Below are 20,837 nucleotides of genomic sequence, written 5' to 3'. Positions count from 1 at the left end.
TTTTCCTTACTCATTCGGGGATTTTTTTACTTTTTATCTAAACTCTTTAACGCATCTTCAAGTGGTTCTCTTAAAGCGGGAGCTAATGTTTTTGCGTACTCTGCTGTAATATGGTGCTTGTCGCGATACACAATGATATTACCGATTACACTATAACATCTTGAATCGTCACAGAAATTATCTGACAAGTCGGCAAATGTTACATTTGACGGGATTCCCTCAGTATTTTCCCAAGGGACAATTTCTGATATGCCTTGATCTTTCGGAATCGAACATTCAGAAGGATCACTTTCTCTCTCTAAGCAGGTAGGGACATCTTCAGCCATACGTGGATTGTCTCGTACTGCAAAGATTTGTGTAATACCTTCCAACCTACTCCATTGTCCAATATATCCAATAGGTACAGTATCCATCCTATTCAGTGTTGCCGTTGTAAATACCATATCCGGTGGATCTTTGATTAAGACATCCATCAGCTTTTCATTCCAACTTAAACATTCTGGTGTTACCTGACCACCAGAATCATCATTTGTAAAACGACATCCATCACGAATATAAACATCAACTTGGAAATTTAATTCTTCTGCTAATATCTCTAAAGCTGGGAACCAATGACCGGAGTGAGAGCCGCCAACTAGGGCAATTATATAGTCTGGATCATCCGTAACACCGAATGAGCATTTTGTTATAACCGCACCCCTATTGCTAAAGCATTGTTTATCGTCATAAAATGAGGGCAGATCCGTTTTTACATTTACCATTGAAGGAATTAATTCAACTCCTTCAGTTACTTGGATATTTTGTTGCAATGCTAAGGCACCAGGATAATCTTGTGTACTATATTCCAGAGGTTTTTGTGCTTTTTCTTGTTCAACATAATAGTTAAACGAATAGTTCATCAATAAGACAGGAAACAACATCACGCATAATACAGAAACGAGTTTCGATTTTGATTGTCGGACATCTATTTTTCGGATTGGTGTTTCAATAAACTTTGTTGAAACGTATGATAAAATAAATGTCGCTAATATTATTAATAGACCATGTTCAATGGAAACGGTACTTGTATCCATATATACTTTGTAAAAGATTAATAATGGCCAATGCCATAAATAAAATCCATATGTGTATCTTCCTAAAAATAAAAAGGGTTTTGCCCCCAGTATCTTGTCTACCCCAAAGCGCGTGCTAGATTCCGCCGAAAGGAGTAATAAAAGTGCTCCCCCAATGGGTAGTAACGCTATGTAGCCTGGGAAAAGATCTGAGACCGGAATGATCACACCCGTAAAGCAAACGATTAGTAGACCTACCCATCCAATAAACGTACTTAGCCATTTGTTTAATGAAAGATATGGCAATAGAATAGCAAAAATGCCCCCTAAACTAAATTCCCAAATACGTGCTAATAAATCAAAATATGCCCAAGGTTGATTTAAGTTTGTTATATAAATAGAATAACTAAGCGATAGGATAAACACTATTAACAACACTGCTAAAAGCGTTTTACGAACCGGAGTTTTTAAAACTTTCCGTGCTAAAATATAGGCCGCAAAAATTAAACATGGCCAAAGGATATAAAATTGCCCTTGTACTGACATTGACCAAAAATGTTGAAACGGACTAGCAACATTATCTTGTGCTAAATAGTCAACAGCATCAAGCGATAAACGCCAGTTTTCAAAAAATAATGTAGAGGCAAACATATGAGAAATAGTTTGATCCCATTGTACTCGAGGTAAAAGTAAAATCGATAACCCAGTAATAAATATAATAACAGTTAAAGCTAGTGGGAATAATCGTTTAGCTAAACCTAGCAAATAGTCCCGAAAGTATATTTTACCAGTCTTTTCTATTTTCGAAATTAAGGACATCGTAATTAAGAATCCAGAAAGTACGAAAAAGACGTCGACACCTCCTGAAACTTTCCCTAGCCATATATGATATATAGCGATTAGAAGCGTCGCAATTGTACGAAGGCCTTCTATTTCTGTTCGATACCGCTTTTCAGGTATCTTTAAATCCAACATTCGATATTCAACTCCAATTATTTAATATATATAGTGAAATTATAATAAAAAAGCATTTTACTATTCTATATAATATATCAAAATACCTATATTTAATAATGGGTATTTATCTATTCATCACCATAACTTAGAGTTAAAGGTAATTTTTAATCATTAAAGAAAATTGCCAACACTCTTTATGCGTCTTTTTAGCCGAATAAAAGATATTCATATGTTTGTTGTAAAACAAGTGAAGATGAATTTCCTGTTGCATTCTCCCTTACTTAATACCCTTTTTTACATAAAAAAATGTCACCTCCTCCATCTAAATTAATAGACAAAGAAGGTGACATCATTCTATCTATCATAATACGTAAGGTATTAGGATAAACGTTATTTAATTTTACCCATGCATCGGGTCTTTTTTATGTTTTGGACCAATCATATTAAATAAGATGTTTAGGATAATCGCTGTGACAGAACCACAAACGATACCGTTTGATGTTAGAATCGCAACTTCTGGAGGAAGTGAATCGAAAATACCTGGAACTACTGATACACCTACACCTAGACCGACTGCAATTGCTGCAATCATTGCGTTTTCAGCAGATTCATTCATAACTGGTACTAACATACCCATCCCTTGCGTAATCACCATACCAAACATCGCAAGCATTGCCGCCCCTAAAACTGATGTTGGAATAATTGTCGTGAGTGCTGCCAATTTCGGTAAGAATCCTAGTGCTACAAGTAAGCCACCTGTGATATAGATGATTTTGCGGTCTTTTACACCTGACATACGTGTTAGCCCAACATTCTGTGAGAACGTTGTGTAAGGGAACGCATTGAAAATACCGCCAATAACAGAAGCTAATCCTTCTGAACGATAGCCACGTGCTAAATCTTTTGAATCTAATTTTTTCTCACAAATATCACTAAGTGCAAAGTAAACACCTGTTGATTCAACTAGTGACACCATTGCCACAAGTGTCATCGTGACAATTGCTGTTAGGTCAAACGTTGGCATACCAAAGTAGAATGGTTGAACCATATGTAACAAACCTGCTTCATCAACTGGTGTGAAATCTACTTTACCCATAAACATACCAAGTACAGTACCTGCTACTAAACCGATTAAAATCGAGATCGCACGGACGAAGCCTGTAGAGAAACGGTAAACGACTAAAATAATGACTAATGTAATAAATGCTAAAGCGACGTTTGAGCCAGATGCAAAATCAGGTGCACCTTGTCCACCTGCCATATTATTTAGTGCAACCGGCAGTAAAGAAATCCCGATAATTGACACAACAGAACCTGTAACAACTGGTGGGAAGAATTTTACTAACTTGCCGAAGAAACCTGCAATAATCATAACAATGAAGCCAGATGCAATAATCGAACCATAAATATCTGTAATGCCTTGCTCAGGGTTTGTACCGATTGCAATAATCGGGCTAACCGCTGTGAACGTACAACCAAGAACTACGGGTAAACCAATACCGATAAACTTGCCAGAATAGACTTGTACCAGTGTTGCAATCCCACACATCATAATGTCGATCGCAACTAAGTACGTCATTTGTTTCGAATCAAAGCCAAGTGCACCACCGATAATCAGTGGTACTAAAATGGCACCTGCATACATCGCAAGTAAATGCTGAACAGCTAACGTCGTCGCTTTAACTTTATTCATTATGCGCGGCCCTCCGCAGCAAATGTTACTTTTCCATCTTCTAGAGATTCTACAATCGCTAATGACTCAACATGAATACCTTGCTCGCGTAATAGCTTGCCGCCATCTTGGAAGCCTTTTTCAATAACGATGCCAACACCGACAACGTTTGCACCTGCTTGAGCTGCGATGTCTAGTAATCCTTTCACCGCTTCACCGTTTGCTAAGAAATCATCTATAATTAGAACATTATCGTCTGGACCTATGAAACTATGAGATACAGAGATTTCATTTGTTTCATTTTTCGTGAAGGAATGTACTTTTGAAGAATATAAATTATCTGATAATGTAAGAGATTTACGTTTACGTGCAAACACAACTGGAGCACCAATTTCAAGACCTAACATAACAGATGGTGCGATACCCGAAGACTCGATTGTTAGTACCTTTGTAATAACTTGGTCAGAGAAGCGATTCGCAAACTCGTGGCCAATCTCTTTCATAAGCTGTGGGTCGATTTGGTGATTTAAAAACGAATCTACTTTTAAAACAGTTGAAGATAATACTTTACCTTCTTGCATGATTTTGTCATGTAATAACTTCATTTTCTTAAATCCTTCTTTCGGTTTAATAGTATAGAAAAGCGCTGAATACTTTGATTCCATTCATCTACGAGTGGAGCAAAGTGTTCAGCGCAAAAAACGTTGACGCCATTAGAAAAATAACTCATATGAGTAAGTAATCTAAAACATTGCCGCCCATAGTCGATTCATTTTCGGTAAATCGGTAGATACTCGCGAGCCATATCCTCGCTATTATATGAGTGAAATAGTATTGAGTTATAAGAATGACATTATTATAAACATGGTTTTTTCAGAATTCAATATGAATATTAATAATACAATTATTCCAATTTTTCGGAATTTAATGGTATTTCAGTACTTTTCAGTCATGAACGTTCGTGTTTTATAACCAATGGTCTGATTATAGCAAACTCTTTTCGACCTTGCTAGTCATTATTTTTGGAAATGAAAAGGTATTGTAATAACAACTGAAATTTCTATGAAATAATTCCCTTATTTTGAATTTAAGCTGTTTTCTTAAAGATTTTTGCTAAATAAAACCTTGAGTGATAACAAAAAAAAGAGTTAATCTACAAAAAAAATACGTAGAAATTAACTCTGTATTATTATATTTCGCAATCTGAATCTTTAACTAAAGCCCCCGGTTAGTTGAACATCATTCATACATACCCGAAGCAATTAGAATATCAGCGATATTTTTCCAAGTTGGTTGATCAGGTGGTATTTAGTTATTATTTAAATAATAACCATCCATATCATTAATCCAAGCTTCCATAGCTTCTAAGTAATCCTCGAGTGTTATATTCTCCCACTCAGCACTATTAGATTGTAAATCTTTTCTCAAGTGATTAATGAATTTAATTAAATCTTCTCGACTCTTTATATTTTCTACTCTTTCATATAATTCCATCTTTAAACCACCTTTTTATAATAACCTTCTTCAAAAGACCAGGTATTCCCTTCTTACACTAATCTGCCTCGTTAGCACAATAAGAAAAAAGAGCTGTCTAAGCAGCTTTTTGATCTTCAAGTAAAGCCCCGTTAGTTCAATATCATATAGATTAAAAGGAAAATTATTAGTATCCTTATCACTATTTTCAAATATAAAAAAATGGATTTCTTGTCTTTTCTTAAATCTCGTACTTCATTTACTAGTAAACTTATAAATATTAAAATGAATGCGACTTCTGTTAAATTATCATAAGCAAACCCAAGTATGGCTAGTAGTAATGCGACGCTAGCAATAACAATTTGTATCTTATCTAACTTATTAAAAGTTCTTTTCATCGTTTCTCCTTTTCACCTTCATTTAAAATAAATTTCACCATAAGAAACCGTTACTTCTTGCACTAACCTGCGTCTTTAGTTCAATAAGAAAAAAGGCTTTACCTCTTCTTGAAGTAAAGCACCCGGTAGTAAAAATTATTTGTTTATTAACGTAAAATCTTCGCTATTTCCATTCCATTCAACTTTTATTACTAATTCATCTTTTCCACTTGTAGATGGACTATTTGAAATCGGTAAATCTTTTTGATATATTCCTTCTTTATTTAAAGAAACATTATTCGCACTAAAACCAATTACTCCGCTATTTTTTGTTTCAACATAGTAACTAAAAGCTTCAATATCCTGTATGCTTTGCCCTTTGTAGTTTATCTGCATTTGATATGTTTCGTATCCGTCAATCTGATTGACAGTTACTTTGGAGGACCAATTTTCACCCTCTCCAACAAACATTAAGTCATTTGCTTGGCATGCAAACAACAATAGGATTACCAAAAATATAGTTGCTAAAGTTAATTTTCCGACAGAATTCACACCCCTCAATCAATTAGTTTTATCATAATTTCTCTAATACCTTTATTCACTAAACTGCTTCGTTCGTTCAATAATGACTATGAATATTATATGGTTAGCTTCCCTTCAAAAATTGTTATAGATTTACCAGAAATGAAAATTTCGTCACCCAAAACTTTGACTTTTATAATTCCCCCTCTTTCTGAAGCCTGGTAAGCTGTAAAATCTGTTTTATGTAATTTATTCTTCCAATATGGGCCTAAACAACAATGTGATGAACCATTTACATAATCCTCAATTATTCCTTGAGCTGGAGAAAAGAAACGAGAAACAAAGTCGAATTTATTTTCGTTAGAATGACTGGTAACAATCACCCCTCTGACCGGTAATTGTGCAATTAAATCTATATTAGGTTTCAAATCCCTTACAATTTCTTCTGATTCCACTTCAACTAAGTAATCGAGTCTGCTCTTGCCTACATATACAGGTTCAACACCTAAAGCTTTGATTAATAATTCAGGGGCAACCACGTTCTCCTCAATAATTGCAGGAAACTGTAATTGAACCCAACCATCTATTAAACGCGCTTTAAGAACGCCACTTTTTGTATGAAAGGTAATAGACTTCTCTTTATCAACAAATCCCTTTTCCCACAAAAAGTATGAACTTGCCAGTGTTCCGTGTCCGCAAATTGGTATTTCAGTGGAAGGGGTGAACCAGCGTAGATGATATTCACCATTTAAGAAACCGATAAATGCTGTGGTTGGTAAGTTAATCTCTTTTGCAACTGTCTGCATCCAACTACTTTCTTTTGCGTCACTTAAAAAGCAAACTGCAGCTGGATTTCCTCTAAAGGCTTGTTCTGTAAATGTATTTATAATCGACAATTCCATCTTTAATTCCCACTTTCAATTATTTAACCTAATAATAAATAAAGTTCTCTCACAATTGTCTTAATTCCTTCTTCAACTATCCTGCTGCTGCGTTAGATGAATAGCAATAAACTTTAATGCTATCTTTATAAAAGTAAAACAGCAGACCCTAAAGTAAGCAATAGCACTTTTGGGTCTGCTGTATTCTTTTTAGTCTTCAATATCTTGTTCAAAATCTACAATTTCACCTGTCGTAGCCTTAATCTCAACATCGTATCCAAGCTGTCCGTCTACAATCTCAATTTCATAAACATCATCGTCTAGCTCTACTTTTGTCACTGTCCCATTTACTTTCGACAATGTTCTTTCAATTGCTTGCTCTTTTGTAATTTTCGCAGCTGTCTTGTTTTCTACTTGTATGTTACCATCGTCATCTAATACTTCTTTCTTTTGTTTCAATAACTCACCTGTGTAGGCATCAAATTTTAAATCATGTTCTTCTGTTGCAGTTGTAATTTCTACTTCGTAAACATCGCCTGTACGTTCCTTATCTAACTCAATATCAGTAACCGTACCGTTTACGATGGCTAATGCTTTTTCCTCGATTTCTTGCATTGTTAACACTTTTTTCTCTTGTGCATTACCAGATAGAAGACTTGTAGAACCTATAACCGCGCCGATACCGAGTACCCCGACCAATGCTGGAATTAAAATAATTTTTTTCATATTCATCTCTCCTTTGTTTTATCTGTACTTAGCTTACCAAGTGAAGATGACAAGATGGAAAGAGTAACATTAGAATTCCATGAGAAAAAACACATCAAAGATACATAATCAATTCCACCTCGGTGGAATTGCGTTCACTCCTCATTTATTTCACCCTCTATATAGGTGGGAGTTTTCCGCTAAATGAAGATAAATTGTTCAAACTAATAATCTTATTCCAATGTGACAGAAAGAACTTTTCCCGACACTCCATGTATTTGAAAGATAGCCTCATTGTTGTCCGATTCAATTTCTACTAAATAATAGCCCCCATCTGTTGTTTCCTCATAATCAACCGAATCAACTTCACCTTTTAACTCCTGTAGGGCAATTTGAATTGCTTGTTGCTCTGAAATAACCGCTTCTACATTACTCGGTTTATCCGCTTCTTTTATGGTTTCAGTTTCTGACAAAACTTCGCCAGTATATAAATCGATTTTGAGACTCTTTATAATATTCTCACTCTCAACTTTCACGTCGTAATACGTGTCTTTTAATGTCACACTTTCAATTTCACCAGGCATATAATCCCCTACTACTTTACGAACTTGTGCCTCGGTTAATAACGGCGTTGTTGCTCCCTCTTTTAATGTTAAATCTGTTATTTGGCGTGTATTAGCGTTTATTTCCACATTATACGTAGCGCCATTCCTTGTGAGCTGTATTTTATAAAAGTGATCATTTTTTTCAATATGCTCGACACGTCCGCTGTACACGCTCTCAATATGAGCAATTGCCTCTTTTTCACTTATTGGCTCTGCATTGAAAAAACGATTCTGTAAAAACCAAAGAGCTACAGCACAACTAATGACAATGACAATAATCGGTATGAGCCATTTCTTCATTGCAGCTCCTCCTTACGTGGCACAAACAGTGTAAAACTTGAACCCTTGTCAACTGTACTTTCGACTTCAATCGTAATGCCTAGCTGGTCTGCAAGTTCCTTCGCAATCGCAAGTCCTAAACCTGTACCACCCGTTTTTCGATTGCGGTCCTCACCCACGCGGTAAAAACGCTCAAATAAATGCGGTATATGCGCTTCTGGAATACCAACACCGTAATCCTGAATCGTAATGAGAACGTATTGGTCGTTTTCAGACGCATGCACACGTACCTCACCCTCGCTATATTTCCGAGCATTGTCTAATAAAATGAACAGTAATTGCTTAAGCATTTTTTCATCGCTATAAATCCGAGCTGGTACGCTACCATGCACAGAAAATGGCCGATGATACGCTTGCTGCATTTGTGCCGTTGCCTTTTCTAATAATGGGGCTAATTCAATATGCGCCCACTGAATTTCGAGTTGCTCTTTGTTTTTGGCAAGCTCTAATAGCTGTAATACCATTTCATGCATACGGCCGGATTCATTAGCAATTGCTTGTAGGGACTCCTTCGTTACTTCTTCATTCTCAAACCCTCTACGTAAAAGTAACTTAGCATAACTTTCAATCACCGTAATCGGCGTTTTCAGTTCATGCGAGGCATTTGATACGAATTGTTGTTGCTTTTGGTAATGCTGTTCTAGCTTCTCCATCATGCTATTAAACGTACGACTTATTTCCGTTAACTCATCTTTGCCCTTGTCAGTTAACTCCATTTTCTCGTACTTCCCAGTATCCGTACTTCTTTTCATCGTCTTATTTAACCGTTCGAGTGGTTGTAAGATAAGGCGCCCCAATGCGAGGCTCGCTAAAAAAATGGGAATTGCCGCTAAAACCGTCACGACCATCAAAATAACCTTTAGCAGGCTCATTGTGCTCGTTATTTCCTCCATCGACTGCTCAAGCTCAATTTGCACAACCGTCCCATCTGTCCAAATAGCGGGCATTTTAAATGTAATATACGCCACATCGGGCATATCTAGCTCTGCCTGAACCTTCATCTTCAATGTATCATGCTCATCATATACACGTACTGCACCGTCCGTAGGCAAATAAGCACGAATTACCTGCTGTATATTTGTCTGTGCATCTAGCTGACTAAGTGCCCGACTCAATTCGTCCGCTCTATGCTGCAATTGCTTGTATTCCGTATTGTACGCAAGCTTTTCATACAGAAAATAAATGCCACTATTCGTCGACACTAAAATTACAAGCATGAGCAAAGTCGTCAGCAAGTGAATTTTTGTTTTAAGCTTCATGATTCTGTCCCTTTAACACATAGCCAACCCCACGTACCGTCTGAATAATTGGCGTGTTGTTCGCTGCCTCAAGCTTTTGACGAACATAACGGATATATACATCCACGACATTCGTATCACCATAATAATCGTAGCCCCACACCGCTTCTAAAATTTGTTCACGGGTTAACACCTGTTTCGGATGCTTCAATAAATAAAGTAATAGCTCATATTCACGTGGAGTTAAATACACATGCTCCCCGTAATATAAAACATCCCGCGTTTCCTCATTGATCGATAGTTGACCATATGTTGTCTGTGATTCCTGCTGTGTTGGTCGCTGTGAAAACCGAAGAGCTGTACGGATTCTTGCTAGCAGCTCCTCTATTTCGAATGGCTTCGTTATATAGTCATTTGCCCCCAGGTCGAGTCCCTTCACCTTGTCCTCCACATCACTTTTGGCTGTAAGCAGTATGACAGGTGTCTGTAGTTCTGTCGTACGAATGCGCTTCAAAACATCCAGTCCGCTCATTTCAGGTAGCATCACATCTAGTAAAATTAAATCCCACTGTTGCTCACGGTATTTTAATAGTCCTTCTGTTCCCGTATGTGCCATCTCCGCCTCATAGCCTTCAAATTGCAGTTCTAGCTGTAACACACGGGCAATGCTTTCTTCGTCTTCTATAATTAAAATTCGATTCGTCATGTGGCGTCATTCCTCACCGTTTTCTTTTCATCGTAAACTATGCGGGGTATGAAAGTCTAATTAGAAAACGATGAGAGTTTTTGAGCAATTCCTTCACTTATGTTTTGCACTTTTTGCTCATAAGATGCTTTAGGGAATGGTTGTTGATATTGATTTAAAAAACTATATTTTCCAGAAAATTAACTCTTTACAACATTCCTACCACAGGAGTAGAATGTTCCCCATAAACGAAAAATTAAATCGGCCAAATCTCAATGATTGAGAACGGAGGACCCAATATTCAGGGGTTAATTCTGCATTTGTAGAAAGGATGAGATACTCTTTCGCCATCCTACCCGTCAGCTAACTTCGTCGGCTAAAGCGAAGGAGGTCATAAAAGACCGCCTTGTTTCAGGATGTTTATTATCATTTTGATAACAAATTTTTGAATAACATCGGTCTTTTTGTTATGCCCAAAATTTATCTCAGAATGAAAGACGATGCTTATTCGCTCTCCTGTTACAAGTTATTGAAAAATGCAACCAAACTTTCATTATGATGAGGAGAGACCAATGAAACGAGTAATTGATAACTTGAATCCACCTACAGTGCTTATGTTAGGTTTTGCTGTGCTGATTTTAACAGGCTCTGTATTATTATCATTGCCCGTAGCGACTGAAAGCCGAGAAGGACTTTCTTTTTTAGATGCATTATTTACAGCTACTTCAGCAATATGTGTTACGGGACTTGTCGTGGTGGACACCGGAGATACATTTTCGGTTTTTGGAGAACTGGTGATATTAATGCTTATTCAAATTGGCGGCTTGGGTTTTATGACGTTCAGTACCTTATTTCTAATCATTATGAAGAAAAGAATTTCATTAAAAGAACGTTTGTTAATAAAAGAATCTTTTAATTTCACTGATTTATCAGGGGTTGTGAAAATTGCGAGAAGAGTTTTTATGTTTACTCTAATTGCTGAAACAATTGGAGGTATCATTTTAGCTTTTCGCTTTTCTATGGATATGCCTGTTGGCAAAGCCATTTATTTTGGGTTCTTTCATGCTATCTCTAATTTTAATAATGCAGGGTTTGATTTAATGGGCGGTTTTCAAAGTCTCACAATGTATGTAGATGATCCAATCGTTACGATAACAATTGGACTTTTAATAATACTAGGGGGCATCGGTTTCATCGTCATTCATGAGCTATATGAATATCGACAAACGAAAAGATTATCCTTACACACAAAAATCGTATTAACATCAACAAGTATTCTCGTAGTCGGTGCTACTATTTTAATATTTTTGCTTGAATATCATAATGCCAAAACACTCGGGACATTATCGCCAGTTGGAAAATGGCTAGGGGCATTTTTCCAAAGTGTTACCCCTCGAACAGCTGGAGCCAATACATTACCGATTGCAGATTTAACTTACCCAACATTATTCTTGACGATTTTCCTTATGTTTGTTGGTGCTGGATCTGGTTCGACGGCAAGTGGCATTAAAGTGACAACGTTAACGGTCTTACTGGCTACGCTTTGGGCGCAATTAAACGGAAAAGAACATGTGACGTTATTCAAACGCAAAATCGTAATGGAAACAATCGTAAAAGCATTTACTATCACAATGTGCGGGCTATTATTAGTATTTACTGCGACGTTTATATTGAGCGTGACAGAAAAAGGTTTTGAATTTATCGTGTACTTATTTGAAGCAACTTCGGCGTTTGGTACTGTAGGCCTATCAATGGGATTAACACCTGAGCTCTCTCCATTCGGGCGCGTATGTATTATCGTGATGATGTTTATCGGAAGATTAGGGCCCTTAACAATCGCCTTCGCATTAACAAGAAACCGAAAAGACGATGCATTCCATTACCCAAAAGGTAATATTATGATCGGTTGATTCCTAAGAGGAGTGAATAGACATGGCTAAAAAGCAATTTGCTGTAATTGGTTTAGGTAGATTTGGTGTTAGTGTTGCTAGGAAACTAATGGAGGCTCGTCATGATGTGCTAGGAATAGATATTCGCGATGAAAAAGTTGAAGATGTGGAGCAATATTTCACACACGCTGCTGTAGCTGATGCAACTGAAGAGAAAGCACTCACAGCTTTAGGAGTTCGCAATTTCGAATGTGTCATTGTAGCAATCGGAAATGATATTCAATCTAGTATATTAACGACAATGCTCCTGAAAAATTTAGGTGTTCAAAAAATTATCGCAAAAGCGGTTAGTAAGCGGCACGGGCAAGTATTAGAAAAAATAGGTGTAGACTGGATTATCTATCCTGAAAAAGATATGGGTGAACGTGTCGCCAAGCAACTTTTATCCCCTAATGTGTTGAACTATATTGAACTATCAAAGGAACATAATATAGAAGAAATTAAACTACCCGTAAAAATGGTTGGAAAGAATTTACGTGAACTCAATCTTCGTGCGAAATACAATATTAATGTTATTGCGCTTGTACGAGACGGCGATGTGATTGTATCACTGTCTCCTGAACATTCCTTACAACAAGACGATTTTTTAATTGTCATTGGGAATCGGAAAGATCTAGTGAAATTTTCTGATCTATAGAAAAATATACGGTAGGTTATCAGCAGTGTTCCAAACTCTCAATATTAATCTAAACCTGCCATCAAAGGTCATCATCACCTACCTTTGATGGCAGGTTTTATTTTGTTTTTGATAATATACTCTGTATAAAAACGATACAAATCGAGCTTGTATTATTGGTTCTTCAGATTTGAAAGCGAAATTCCATTGGTAGCGGTTTGTACGACCGATATTCCTCTATGCTGATGTTAATCCAAACTCAAACACTCTCATCACTTGAGCTTGCTTCATAGTTCTATTGGCGTTATTTAATTTGTGATTCTCTTCGAAAAAACTCCACTTGTCGAACTAACAAAATGACCTCATTTTACGGGAAGTTTAAACTTTCATTGTCTGGGCAAATGTCTGTACTTTTTAAAAAAGTAGGAATAAAATAAGAGCATATTAACTTTCCTGGGGGAAACATTTTTGCTAGCGCGATACTTTTAACAGAGAATGGAGGATCATTATGGTTTACCGAAGAATAACTAAAACAACTGCAGAGGCCGTTCTAAATGGTGATGTAAAAGGTTGGCGACGAATTTTGCCGTTTTTAGGCCCTGCTTTCATCGCGGCAGTTGCCTATATTGACCCAGGCAACTTTGCAACGAATATTACTGCTGGTTCACAGTATGGTTATTTGCTGTTGTGGGTCATTGCTTTTTCAAATTTAATGGCAGTGCTCATTCAATCCTTGTCAGCAAAACTAGGCATCGCGACAGGTAAAAATTTGCCGGAAATATCACGTGAAAACTTTTCTAAAAAAACATCTATCTTTTTATGGATACAGGCAGAGCTCGTTATTATTGCAACTGACCTTGCGGAATTTATAGGCGCTGCACTGGGCTTATACTTACTATTTAACATTCCAATGCTACCTGCAGCGCTCATTACCGCAGTCGGTTCATTTGCTATTTTAGAATTACAACGACGTGGTTTCCGTGCCTTTGAAGCTGGTATTTCTGGTATGGTGCTGATAGTAGTACTTGCATTTGCGTTTCAAACCTTTTTAGCACAGCCTGATTGGGGCGGTGTGACAATCGGACTTTTAACACCTCAGTTTGACGGCGTGGATTCGCTATTACTTGCCACAGGAATTTTAGGTGCTACGGTCATGCCACATGCCATTTACTTACACTCTTCATTAACGCAAAATCGTATTGTCGGCCGTAATGAAAGTGAAAAACGCCGTATATTTCGCTTTGAGTTTATCGATATTGTTGTAGCCATGATTATTGCTGGTGCCATCAATATGAGCATGCTTATCATTGCAGCTGCAGTGTTCCATACACAGGGCCTTGTGGTAGAGGATTTGGACGTGGCCTTTAACGGATTGCGTGATGCACTCGGTCCAATGGCGGCAATTTCATTTGGACTTGGGCTCTTGATTGCCGGTTTAGCCAGTTCTTCAGTTGGGACGTTGGCTGGAGATGTTGTCATGCAAGGTTTTATCCGAAGACGGATTCCTCTTTACTTACGCCGCGCGATTACAATGATTCCACCACTGGCCATTATTGCATCTGGTGTGAATGCTACCTATGCGTTAGTTTTGAGCCAAGTGATTTTGTCGTTCGGGATCGCCTTTGCCCTTGTCCCTCTTGTTATGTTTACGAGTAAAAAAGACATTATGGGTAGTTTAGTGAATCATAAAATCACGACAGTTCTCGGCTGGGTTGTTGTAGCAATAGTCGTCAGTTTGAATATTTACCTACTTTTTCAGACGATTTTTGCATAGAAAAAAACGAGGTGCATCAACGGCACCTCGTTTTTATTATTTTTCCACTTCTAAATCGCACTCTTGCAGTGGAATGATTTTCGTTTTATGTTTTATTTTATAGCCAAACCAGAACGCTAAAAACAGCGGAATACCGATATAGGATACAAGCACGCCGTACCAGTCGACTGTTTCATTAGTGAAAGCTGTGTAGTTTTGACCAAGGACAACAATCATACATAGCGTAAAGGCGAATAATGGACCAAACGGAAATAGTTTTGCTCTATATGGAAGCAATTTCGGGTCTAAGCCTTGTACTTCAAATGCTTTACGGAAACGATAGTGACTAATCGCAATCCCAAGCCATGCGATGAAACCTGACATACCTGAAGCATTCAATAGCCACATATAGACAACACCATCACCGAAGAATGAAGCAAGAAAGGCTAAACAACCTACTGCTAATGTTGCCAATAACGCATAAATAGGAATACCACGACGGTTAATCTTCATGAAGATTTTTGGTGCATGACCATCTACTGCAAGACTCCATAGCATACGTGATGCTGCATAGAGCCCTGAGTTACCCGCTGAGAGCATCGCCGTTAAAATAATCGCATTCATTAATGAAGCAGCAAAGGCAATCCCTAAGCGCTCAAACACTAATGTGAACGGTGATACAGCGATATCTTCAGATAATAAGCGTGCGTCTGTAAACGGAATGAGCATCCCAATTGCAGCAATCGCTAAAATATAGAATAAAATAATACGCCAAAATACTGATTTTACAGCTTTCGGTATATTTTTACCTGGGTCATCTGTTTCACCAGCTGTAACCCCTAATAATTCTGTCCCTTGGAAAGAGAAGCCCGCGGCCAAGAAAATACCGAATGTTGCTAAGAATCCACCATGGAAAGGTCCATCACTAATGAAGAAATTCGTAAAACCAACTGGCGCTTGTCCACCAATAATACCGAAAATCATCAGTAAACTAACGATGATGAACACAACTACTGTTGCGACTTTAATCATCGCAAACCAATATTCACTTTCCCCATAGCTTTTTACAGATAGTAAGTTAAATGTTAAAACAATTGCAATGAACATGACTGTCCATAAAGCTGAAGAGCTATCTGGGAACCAGTATTTCATAATAAGCGCTACAGCCGCGATTTCAGCAGCAATTGTAATCGCCCAGTTATACCAGTAGTTCCATCCCAGTGCAAAACCTAATGCTGGATCAACAAATTTTGAGGCATACGTACTAAATGAACCAGATGATGGCATATAGGCAGCCATCTCACCAAGACTCGTCATTAAGAAATACACCATAACCCCGATCAATGCATAAGCTAGTAGCGCACCACCAGGACCCGCCTGCGCAATCGCACCACCACTCGCTAAAAATAGCCCTGTACCAATTGTGCCACCAAGCGAAATCATTGTGATATGGCGACTTTTTAATTCTTTTTTCAGCTTCGGAGCTTTATGCTCTAGCTGGTTTACTTTTATTTCACTCAATTTAAAGCTTCCTTCCTTTACAAAGAGGCAAAAAAATGCCATCACAAGAACGATGCGATGGCTAAGTTGAATCCCTCTGTTCTTTACAAAACGATAGCACAACACGTCGTTAAAACGTGACAGTTCTGTTCCTTTCGGAGACAGCCCCAGCATGAGGTTTTCAAGTCCCCTCACACTTCGGCGATATTTCCTTTCAGCTAATTTCATTAATGCTTGTCATTTCCATTAGCGTACTTTTAAATACCGCGACCTCTACCTCAATACAAACATGAGGCAATAATTTATTAAATTTACGATGTATATTAGTTTATCATATACCTTTTGACATTTCAATGCAGATTAAAATGTTCGATATTTTGTGAATTTTCTACTATTTTTAAAGGTGTGATAAAATGATATAGTAGTTCGAATTATATCTATTTAATAGAGGAGGTCTTATTTTGGCAACTCACGATCATTCTGCTCATCTTAGCAAAAAAATTAGCTGGTCAGGTACGACATTGTTACTGGTCATTGGTATTATTTTCATTGCATCAACTTTACGTATGCCGCTGACTGCCGTTGGACCATCTATTTCTTTCATTCGCGAAGGGCTGGGCATATCCAATATACTCGCTGGTTTTTTAACGACAATCCCATTACTAGCTTTTGCAGTTGTATCACCCTTTGCACCTGTTGTTTCACGTAAATTTGGACTGGAGTTAACATTACTTTTATCAACCATTTTACTTGCACTTGGTATTATACTGCGCTCTCTTGGTACAACGGAACTACTCGTTTTTGGAACTGTACTGATTGGCGTTGCAATTTCTTTTGGAAATGTACTAATTCCAGGACTTCTGAAATTGAAATTCCCTTACCATGTCGGTTTATTAATGGCTTGCTTCACAATGTCTATGAATCTTTCAGCTGGTATAGGTGCTGGTATTAGTTACCCAGTTGCCAATTCATCTTTTGGCTGGCAGGGCGCTCTTGCGCTATCCATTATTCTTGTCATCATAACAGTGTTAATTTGGCTTCCACAGTTGAAATTCAATAAGCCTGAACCAACTATTGCTTCTACGAAAGAAAGTTTACCATTGTGGAAATCACCCGTTACTTGGGCCGTTACGGGTGCGATGGGATTACAATCCCTGCTGTTTTATACGACAGCTGCATGGATTCCTGACATCTATATAGCACAAGGCTTACCAGCAGATCGCGCTGGATGGATGTTCTCTGCAATGCAGTTTTCACAAATCCCAATGGCTATTCTCACACCAATTATCGCTGGTAAAATGAAGTCCCAACGTCCACTCGTTCTTGTTTTTACATCATTTTATTTAATAGGCTTTCTCGGCCTAGCCATGGAATGGACAAGTCTTGCTGTTGTTTGGATGATTTTTTTAGGATTAGCAGGTGGTGCTTCATTCGCACTTGCAATGATGCTTTTCACATTGCGTACACGCACAGCTTACGAGGCTGCTGATTTATCCGGATTTGCGCAGTCTTTCGGTTACTTACTCGCAGCTTCAGGTCCAATTTTATTTGGTTATTTGCACGATTCACTAGGCGGCTGGGACATTGCTAGTTGGCTATTTATTGTTGTTGTTCTACTACTTTTCGTTTGTTCTATGAGAGCTTCTAAGAATGAGTTTGTGAATTAACCAAATATAAAAAGGCAACTCATCTAATTACGATGAGTTGCCTTTCCTTGTTAATAAGGTGGTTTTTGATAAAAATAATTCGGTGTGTTGTACACATTTGTATATGGCTTGTGGAAAATATGCGTTGCCGCTGGTGATAGCGGCGGAATAAGCCACGTCCAGTTACCAGTAAGTTCACGCTCTGCCGTTGCCTCAGCCTCCTCAAACAGCTTAAACTGCTGCGCTGCTGTATGGTGATCAACAATGCTCACGCCGTCCTCTTTAAAGGAATGCAGTACGGCAATGTTGAGCTCCACAAGTGAACGGTCTTTCCAAAGAGATGCTTGCTTTGTCATATCCAGTTCGAAAATATCAGCCATAGCTGGTAGCATATTGTAACGATCATGGTCGGCTAAATTACGGGCACCTATTTCCGTACCCATATACCAGCCATTAAAAGGCGCGGCTTGAAAATCGATACCTGCCATTTGAAAGCGCATGCTTGAAATAATCGGAACTGCATACCACTTCATACCCAGCGATTCGACCTCCGAACGTTCCGGGTGACGAATCGGGACTTCTAATACATACTCATGTGGAATCGCAAATACTTGTGGCTCACGCTCATCCACCTGCACAACAAGAGGCAATACATCAAACGCCGTACCTTCACCTTGCCAGCCTAGCGACTCGCAAACCTTTGTAAATGACACAGAATGTGTGTCACCCACAATCCCCTCTGCTGTTTCATAACCAGCATATCGTATAAGTTGATGATTCCAAATACGTACTCGCCCTGGCTCAAAAATAGTAATCGCAGGTCGAATTTTACCATCATTTGTTGCAAATTGAATATGAGCAAGCAACGCCTCAAAAATATCTTGCTCATCTAATAGCTCGCGTGCATCCATGACATGCAGTGACTGCCAAAATAAGCGTCCAATACACTTATTGCTATTTCGCCACGCCACACGCGCACCAAATGTTAGCTCTTCAGTTGTTGGCGTGTACTCCCCGGTTCCCTCAATTTCCTTCAATCGATTTACCAACCACATATCTGATTGGTTCTGTTCCGATTGAAATAACGCTAAAAAACGTTGTACCTCATGTATATTCATGTTACTTCCCCCATTTATACTCATACTAGAGGAATCGAAACAGATTCACCATGAAAAACGTTACAACAAAACATACATCTTATATATATGAAATACTTTGTTCAAATTTTCAGATGAAGCTTTGAAATTTCAGTAACAATGGGGCAAAATATTGACGGTATTTATCGAATAGTACAATTTATCGTTTGAACCATTTTAACGCTTATTCTTTAGATATTCATGTGCCCAGTTCACCTCTCTATTACTTGTATCTCGACAATTCAAGTATATATAAATCGGTGATTCTGTGCTTTTTTGCATTAAATTGTGGGAATACCCCAACAAATATTATAGAACCAAGAACAAATGCGATAAAGCGCTTGTTCACATCCGACAAGCTACTTGCGAACTCCTAGCAAAAGTAAAACTTTCGCCCGAGGGTTCAGCCCGCGAGGATGTAGCGCATTAGACTAGACGACAACTTTGCCCTAGGCTATCCATAGCAACAAAATCTATAATTTCCTTAACAATATAAAAAAGCATGTAACAATAATATGTTACATGCTAGATGACCCGTACGGGATTCGAACCCGTGTTACCGCCGTGAAAGGGCGGTGTCTTAACCGCTTGACCAACAGGCCGTGGCTCCGAAGGCAGGACTCGAACCTGCGATAACCTGTGTAACATTCAGGTGCTACTTCCAACAGAGCTACATCGGACTATGGGTGGACCTAAATCGAATCGAACCATCGACCTCACGCTTATCAGGCGTGCGCTCTAACCAGCTGAGCTATAGGCCCATCATTGGAGCGGGTGAAGAGAATCGAACTCTCATCATCAGCTTGGAAGGCTGAGGTTTTACCACTAAACTACACCCGCGAATATGGTGGGTCAGGACGGAATCGAACCGCCGACACTTAGAGCTTCAATCTAATGCTCTACCAACTGAGCTACTGACCCATATTCGATTAGAAATAACTAATCTTTTTTAAAAAAATGGCGGTCCCGACCGGGATCGAACCGGCGATCTCCTGCGTGACAGGCAGGCATGTTAACCGCTACACCACGGGACCATTTTGGTTGCGGAGACAGGATTTGAACCTGTGACCTTCGGGTTATGAGCCCGACGAGCTACCACTGCTCCACCCCGCGACAATATTATTCAAGTTTATTAAAGGCATTATATTTGGTTGCGGGGACAGGATTTGAACCTGTGACCTTCGGGTTATGAGCCCGGCGAGCTACCACTGCTCCACCCCGCGACAATATTATTCAAGTTTATTAAAGGCATTATATTTGGTTGCGGAGACAGGATTTGAACCTGTGACCTTCGGGTTATGAGCCCGGCGAGCTACCACTGCTCCACCCCGCGACAATATTATTCAAGTTTATTAAAGGCATTATATTTGGTTGCGGAGACAGGATTTGAACCTGTGACCGTCGGGTTACGAGCTCGACGAGCTACCACTGCTCCACCCCGCGACAATATTATTTGAATTTATAAGACACCATTTATTAAAAATAAAAACTGGAGGAGGTAGAGGGATTCGAACCCCCGCGCGGTGTTACCCGCCTGTCGGTTTTCAAGACCGATCCCTTCAGCCGAACTTGGGTATACCTCCGTAACAATATATAAAGGATTGACCTTTGCAGATTTCCAACCTTTGAGCGGACAATAATATGAACCATCTGCTCTAACCAACTAAGCAAAAGCCCCTTAATGGGTTTTTCTTTAGGAAATGGTCGGGAAGACAGGATTCGAACCTGCGA

The 20,837-nt window shown here is 38.6% G+C and carries 16 protein-coding genes, 11 tRNA genes and 3 riboswitches; of the genes, 4 read left to right on the top strand and 23 right to left on the bottom strand.

The features are described 5' to 3' along the window. Window positions 1–26 precede the first annotated feature (26 nt). From AEA09_RS16405 to AEA09_RS16355, 10 genes are all read right to left on the bottom strand, one after another. On the bottom strand, window positions 27–2,027 hold the full coding sequence (locus AEA09_RS16405; RefSeq protein WP_053585034.1) for an acyltransferase family protein: 2,001 nt from the start codon (window positions 2,025–2,027) through the stop codon (window positions 27–29). Window positions 2,028–2,409: 382 nt separating this feature from the next. Beyond that, entirely contained in the window at window positions 2,410–3,702 is a 1,293-nt protein-coding gene (locus AEA09_RS16400; RefSeq protein ID WP_053585033.1) for a nucleobase:cation symporter-2 family protein, read from the bottom strand. Further along, on the bottom strand, window positions 3,702–4,286 hold the full coding sequence (locus tag AEA09_RS16395; protein WP_053585032.1) for a xanthine phosphoribosyltransferase: 585 nt from the start codon (window positions 4,284–4,286) through the stop codon (window positions 3,702–3,704). Before AEA09_RS16395 ends, AEA09_RS16400 begins: the two co-directional genes overlap by 1 nt. A 136-nt stretch (window positions 4,287–4,422) precedes the next feature. Continuing rightward, a riboswitch (purine riboswitch) is annotated at window positions 4,423–4,524 on the bottom strand. A 465-nt stretch (window positions 4,525–4,989) separates the two neighbouring features. After that, window positions 4,990–5,175, bottom strand: a complete 186-nt coding sequence (locus AEA09_RS16390; RefSeq protein WP_053585031.1) for a DUF7660 family protein — start codon at window positions 5,173–5,175, stop codon at window positions 4,990–4,992. Window positions 5,176–5,687: 512 nt separating this feature from the next. Further along, window positions 5,688–6,083 (bottom strand): hypothetical protein, encoded by a 396-nt coding sequence (locus AEA09_RS16380; RefSeq protein WP_053585029.1) that lies wholly within the window; start codon window positions 6,081–6,083, stop codon window positions 5,688–5,690. A gap of 86 nt (window positions 6,084–6,169) precedes the next feature. Next, entirely contained in the window at window positions 6,170–6,955 is a 786-nt protein-coding gene (locus tag AEA09_RS16375; protein ID WP_053585028.1) for a PhzF family phenazine biosynthesis protein, read from the bottom strand. A gap of 189 nt (window positions 6,956–7,144) precedes the next feature. Then, a complete protein-coding gene (locus AEA09_RS16370; protein WP_053585027.1) occupies window positions 7,145–7,660 on the bottom strand; it encodes a PepSY domain-containing protein in 516 nt (171 codons plus the stop codon). A 212-nt stretch (window positions 7,661–7,872) separates the two neighbouring features. Next, on the bottom strand, window positions 7,873–8,544 hold the full coding sequence (locus AEA09_RS16365) for a PepSY domain-containing protein (RefSeq protein ID WP_053585026.1): 672 nt from the start codon (window positions 8,542–8,544) through the stop codon (window positions 7,873–7,875). Then, window positions 8,541–9,842, bottom strand: coding sequence for a sensor histidine kinase (locus tag AEA09_RS16360; protein WP_053585025.1), 1,302 nt, complete (start codon window positions 9,840–9,842; stop codon window positions 8,541–8,543). Before AEA09_RS16360 ends, AEA09_RS16365 begins: the two co-directional genes overlap by 4 nt. Further along, complete coding sequence (locus AEA09_RS16355) at window positions 9,832–10,527, bottom strand: response regulator transcription factor (RefSeq protein WP_053585024.1); 696 nt, start codon at window positions 10,525–10,527, stop codon at window positions 9,832–9,834. The genes AEA09_RS16360 and AEA09_RS16355 overlap by 11 nt, the downstream gene beginning before the upstream one ends. 232 nt (window positions 10,528–10,759) lie before the next feature. After that, window positions 10,760–10,899, top strand: a riboswitch (cyclic di-AMP (ydaO/yuaA leader). A gap of 179 nt (window positions 10,900–11,078) precedes the next feature. Here AEA09_RS16355 and AEA09_RS16350 point away from each other — a divergent pair. The 3 genes from AEA09_RS16350 (at window position 11,079) to AEA09_RS16340 (ending at window position 14,845) form a co-directional block, all read left to right on the top strand. After that, window positions 11,079–12,416 (top strand): TrkH family potassium uptake protein, encoded by a 1,338-nt coding sequence (locus tag AEA09_RS16350; protein ID WP_053585023.1) that lies wholly within the window; start codon window positions 11,079–11,081, stop codon window positions 12,414–12,416. Between the two features lie 22 nt (window positions 12,417–12,438). Further along, a complete protein-coding gene (locus AEA09_RS16345; RefSeq protein ID WP_053585022.1) occupies window positions 12,439–13,092 on the top strand; it encodes a potassium channel family protein in 654 nt (217 codons plus the stop codon). Window positions 13,093–13,579: 487 nt separating this feature from the next. Beyond that, window positions 13,580–14,845, top strand: a complete 1,266-nt coding sequence (locus AEA09_RS16340) for an Nramp family divalent metal transporter (RefSeq protein WP_053585021.1) — start codon at window positions 13,580–13,582, stop codon at window positions 14,843–14,845. Window positions 14,846–14,881: 36 nt separating this feature from the next. Here AEA09_RS16340 and AEA09_RS16335 read toward each other — a convergent pair whose 3' ends face one another. Beyond that, window positions 14,882–16,345, bottom strand: a complete 1,464-nt coding sequence (locus tag AEA09_RS16335) for an amino acid permease (RefSeq protein ID WP_053585020.1) — start codon at window positions 16,343–16,345, stop codon at window positions 14,882–14,884. 86 nt (window positions 16,346–16,431) lie between these two features. Continuing rightward, a riboswitch (Lysine riboswitch) is annotated at window positions 16,432–16,608 on the bottom strand. Window positions 16,609–16,785: 177 nt separating this feature from the next. On the opposite strand from AEA09_RS16335, the gene AEA09_RS16330 reads away from it, so the two are divergent. Next, window positions 16,786–17,991, top strand: coding sequence for a CynX/NimT family MFS transporter (locus tag AEA09_RS16330; protein WP_053585019.1), 1,206 nt, complete (start codon window positions 16,786–16,788; stop codon window positions 17,989–17,991). Between the two features lie 50 nt (window positions 17,992–18,041). Here AEA09_RS16330 and AEA09_RS16325 read toward each other — a convergent pair whose 3' ends face one another. The 12 genes from AEA09_RS16325 to AEA09_RS16270 all read right to left on the bottom strand — a co-directional run bounded on the left by AEA09_RS16325 (window position 18,042) and on the right by AEA09_RS16270 (window position 20,689). Further along, window positions 18,042–19,088, bottom strand: coding sequence for a nitric oxide synthase oxygenase (locus tag AEA09_RS16325; protein ID WP_053585018.1), 1,047 nt, complete (start codon window positions 19,086–19,088; stop codon window positions 18,042–18,044). Window positions 19,089–19,636: 548 nt separating this feature from the next. Beyond that, window positions 19,637–19,708 (bottom strand) — tRNA-Glu (locus AEA09_RS16320). Window position 19,709: 1 nt separating this feature from the next. Further along, window positions 19,710–19,786, bottom strand: a tRNA-Asn gene (locus AEA09_RS16315). Between the two features lie 7 nt (window positions 19,787–19,793). After that, window positions 19,794–19,867: transfer RNA gene (locus AEA09_RS16310), tRNA-Ile, on the bottom strand. 5 nt (window positions 19,868–19,872) lie between these two features. Continuing rightward, a tRNA-Gly gene (locus AEA09_RS16305) sits at window positions 19,873–19,946 on the bottom strand. 5 nt (window positions 19,947–19,951) lie between these two features. Next, window positions 19,952–20,027, bottom strand: a tRNA-Phe gene (locus tag AEA09_RS16300). 37 nt (window positions 20,028–20,064) lie between these two features. Then, window positions 20,065–20,140: transfer RNA gene (locus AEA09_RS16295), tRNA-Asp, on the bottom strand. Between the two features lie 4 nt (window positions 20,141–20,144). Beyond that, window positions 20,145–20,219: transfer RNA gene (locus AEA09_RS16290), tRNA-Met, on the bottom strand. 35 nt (window positions 20,220–20,254) lie between these two features. Further along, window positions 20,255–20,329 (bottom strand) — tRNA-Met (locus tag AEA09_RS16285). Window positions 20,330–20,364: 35 nt separating this feature from the next. Then, window positions 20,365–20,439 (bottom strand) — tRNA-Met (locus AEA09_RS16280). A 35-nt stretch (window positions 20,440–20,474) separates the two neighbouring features. Further along, window positions 20,475–20,549 (bottom strand) — tRNA-Thr (locus AEA09_RS16275). Between the two features lie 47 nt (window positions 20,550–20,596). Then, window positions 20,597–20,689: transfer RNA gene (locus AEA09_RS16270), tRNA-Ser, on the bottom strand. Window positions 20,690–20,837: the final 148 nt, after the last annotated feature.

It is taken from the genome of Lysinibacillus contaminans, from assembly GCF_001278945.1.
In the GTDB taxonomy this organism is placed as follows: domain Bacteria; phylum Bacillota; class Bacilli; order Bacillales_A; family Planococcaceae; genus Lysinibacillus; species Lysinibacillus contaminans.
The sequence above is the reverse complement of the archived record's forward strand: the minus strand, read 5'-3'. Positions and strand labels throughout refer to the sequence as shown.

Coding starts and splice junctions, on each gene's coding strand:
- AEA09_RS16350 (WP_053585023.1), top strand. CDS start 11,079: ATGAAACGAGTAATTGATAACTTGAATCCACCTACAGTGCTTATGTTA.
- AEA09_RS16340 (WP_053585021.1), top strand. CDS start 13,580: ATGGTTTACCGAAGAATAACTAAAACAACTGCAGAGGCCGTTCTAAAT.
- AEA09_RS16360 (WP_053585025.1), bottom strand. CDS start 9,842: ATGAAGCTTAAAACAAAAATTCACTTGCTGACGACTTTGCTCATGCTT.
- AEA09_RS16405 (WP_053585034.1), bottom strand. CDS start 2,027: ATGTTGGATTTAAAGATACCTGAAAAGCGGTATCGAACAGAAATAGAA.
- AEA09_RS16325 (WP_053585018.1), bottom strand. CDS start 19,088: ATGAATATACATGAGGTACAACGTTTTTTAGCGTTATTTCAATCGGAA.
- AEA09_RS16395 (WP_053585032.1), bottom strand. CDS start 4,286: ATGAAGTTATTACATGACAAAATCATGCAAGAAGGTAAAGTATTATCT.
- AEA09_RS16370 (WP_053585027.1), bottom strand. CDS start 7,660: ATGAAAAAAATTATTTTAATTCCAGCATTGGTCGGGGTACTCGGTATC.
- AEA09_RS16365 (WP_053585026.1), bottom strand. CDS start 8,544: ATGAAGAAATGGCTCATACCGATTATTGTCATTGTCATTAGTTGTGCT.
- AEA09_RS16355 (WP_053585024.1), bottom strand. CDS start 10,527: ATGACGAATCGAATTTTAATTATAGAAGACGAAGAAAGCATTGCCCGT.
- AEA09_RS16375 (WP_053585028.1), bottom strand. CDS start 6,955: ATGGAATTGTCGATTATAAATACATTTACAGAACAAGCCTTTAGAGGA.
- AEA09_RS16345 (WP_053585022.1), top strand. CDS start 12,439: ATGGCTAAAAAGCAATTTGCTGTAATTGGTTTAGGTAGATTTGGTGTT.
- AEA09_RS16390 (WP_053585031.1), bottom strand. CDS start 5,175: ATGGAATTATATGAAAGAGTAGAAAATATAAAGAGTCGAGAAGATTTA.
- AEA09_RS16400 (WP_053585033.1), bottom strand. CDS start 3,702: ATGAATAAAGTTAAAGCGACGACGTTAGCTGTTCAGCATTTACTTGCG.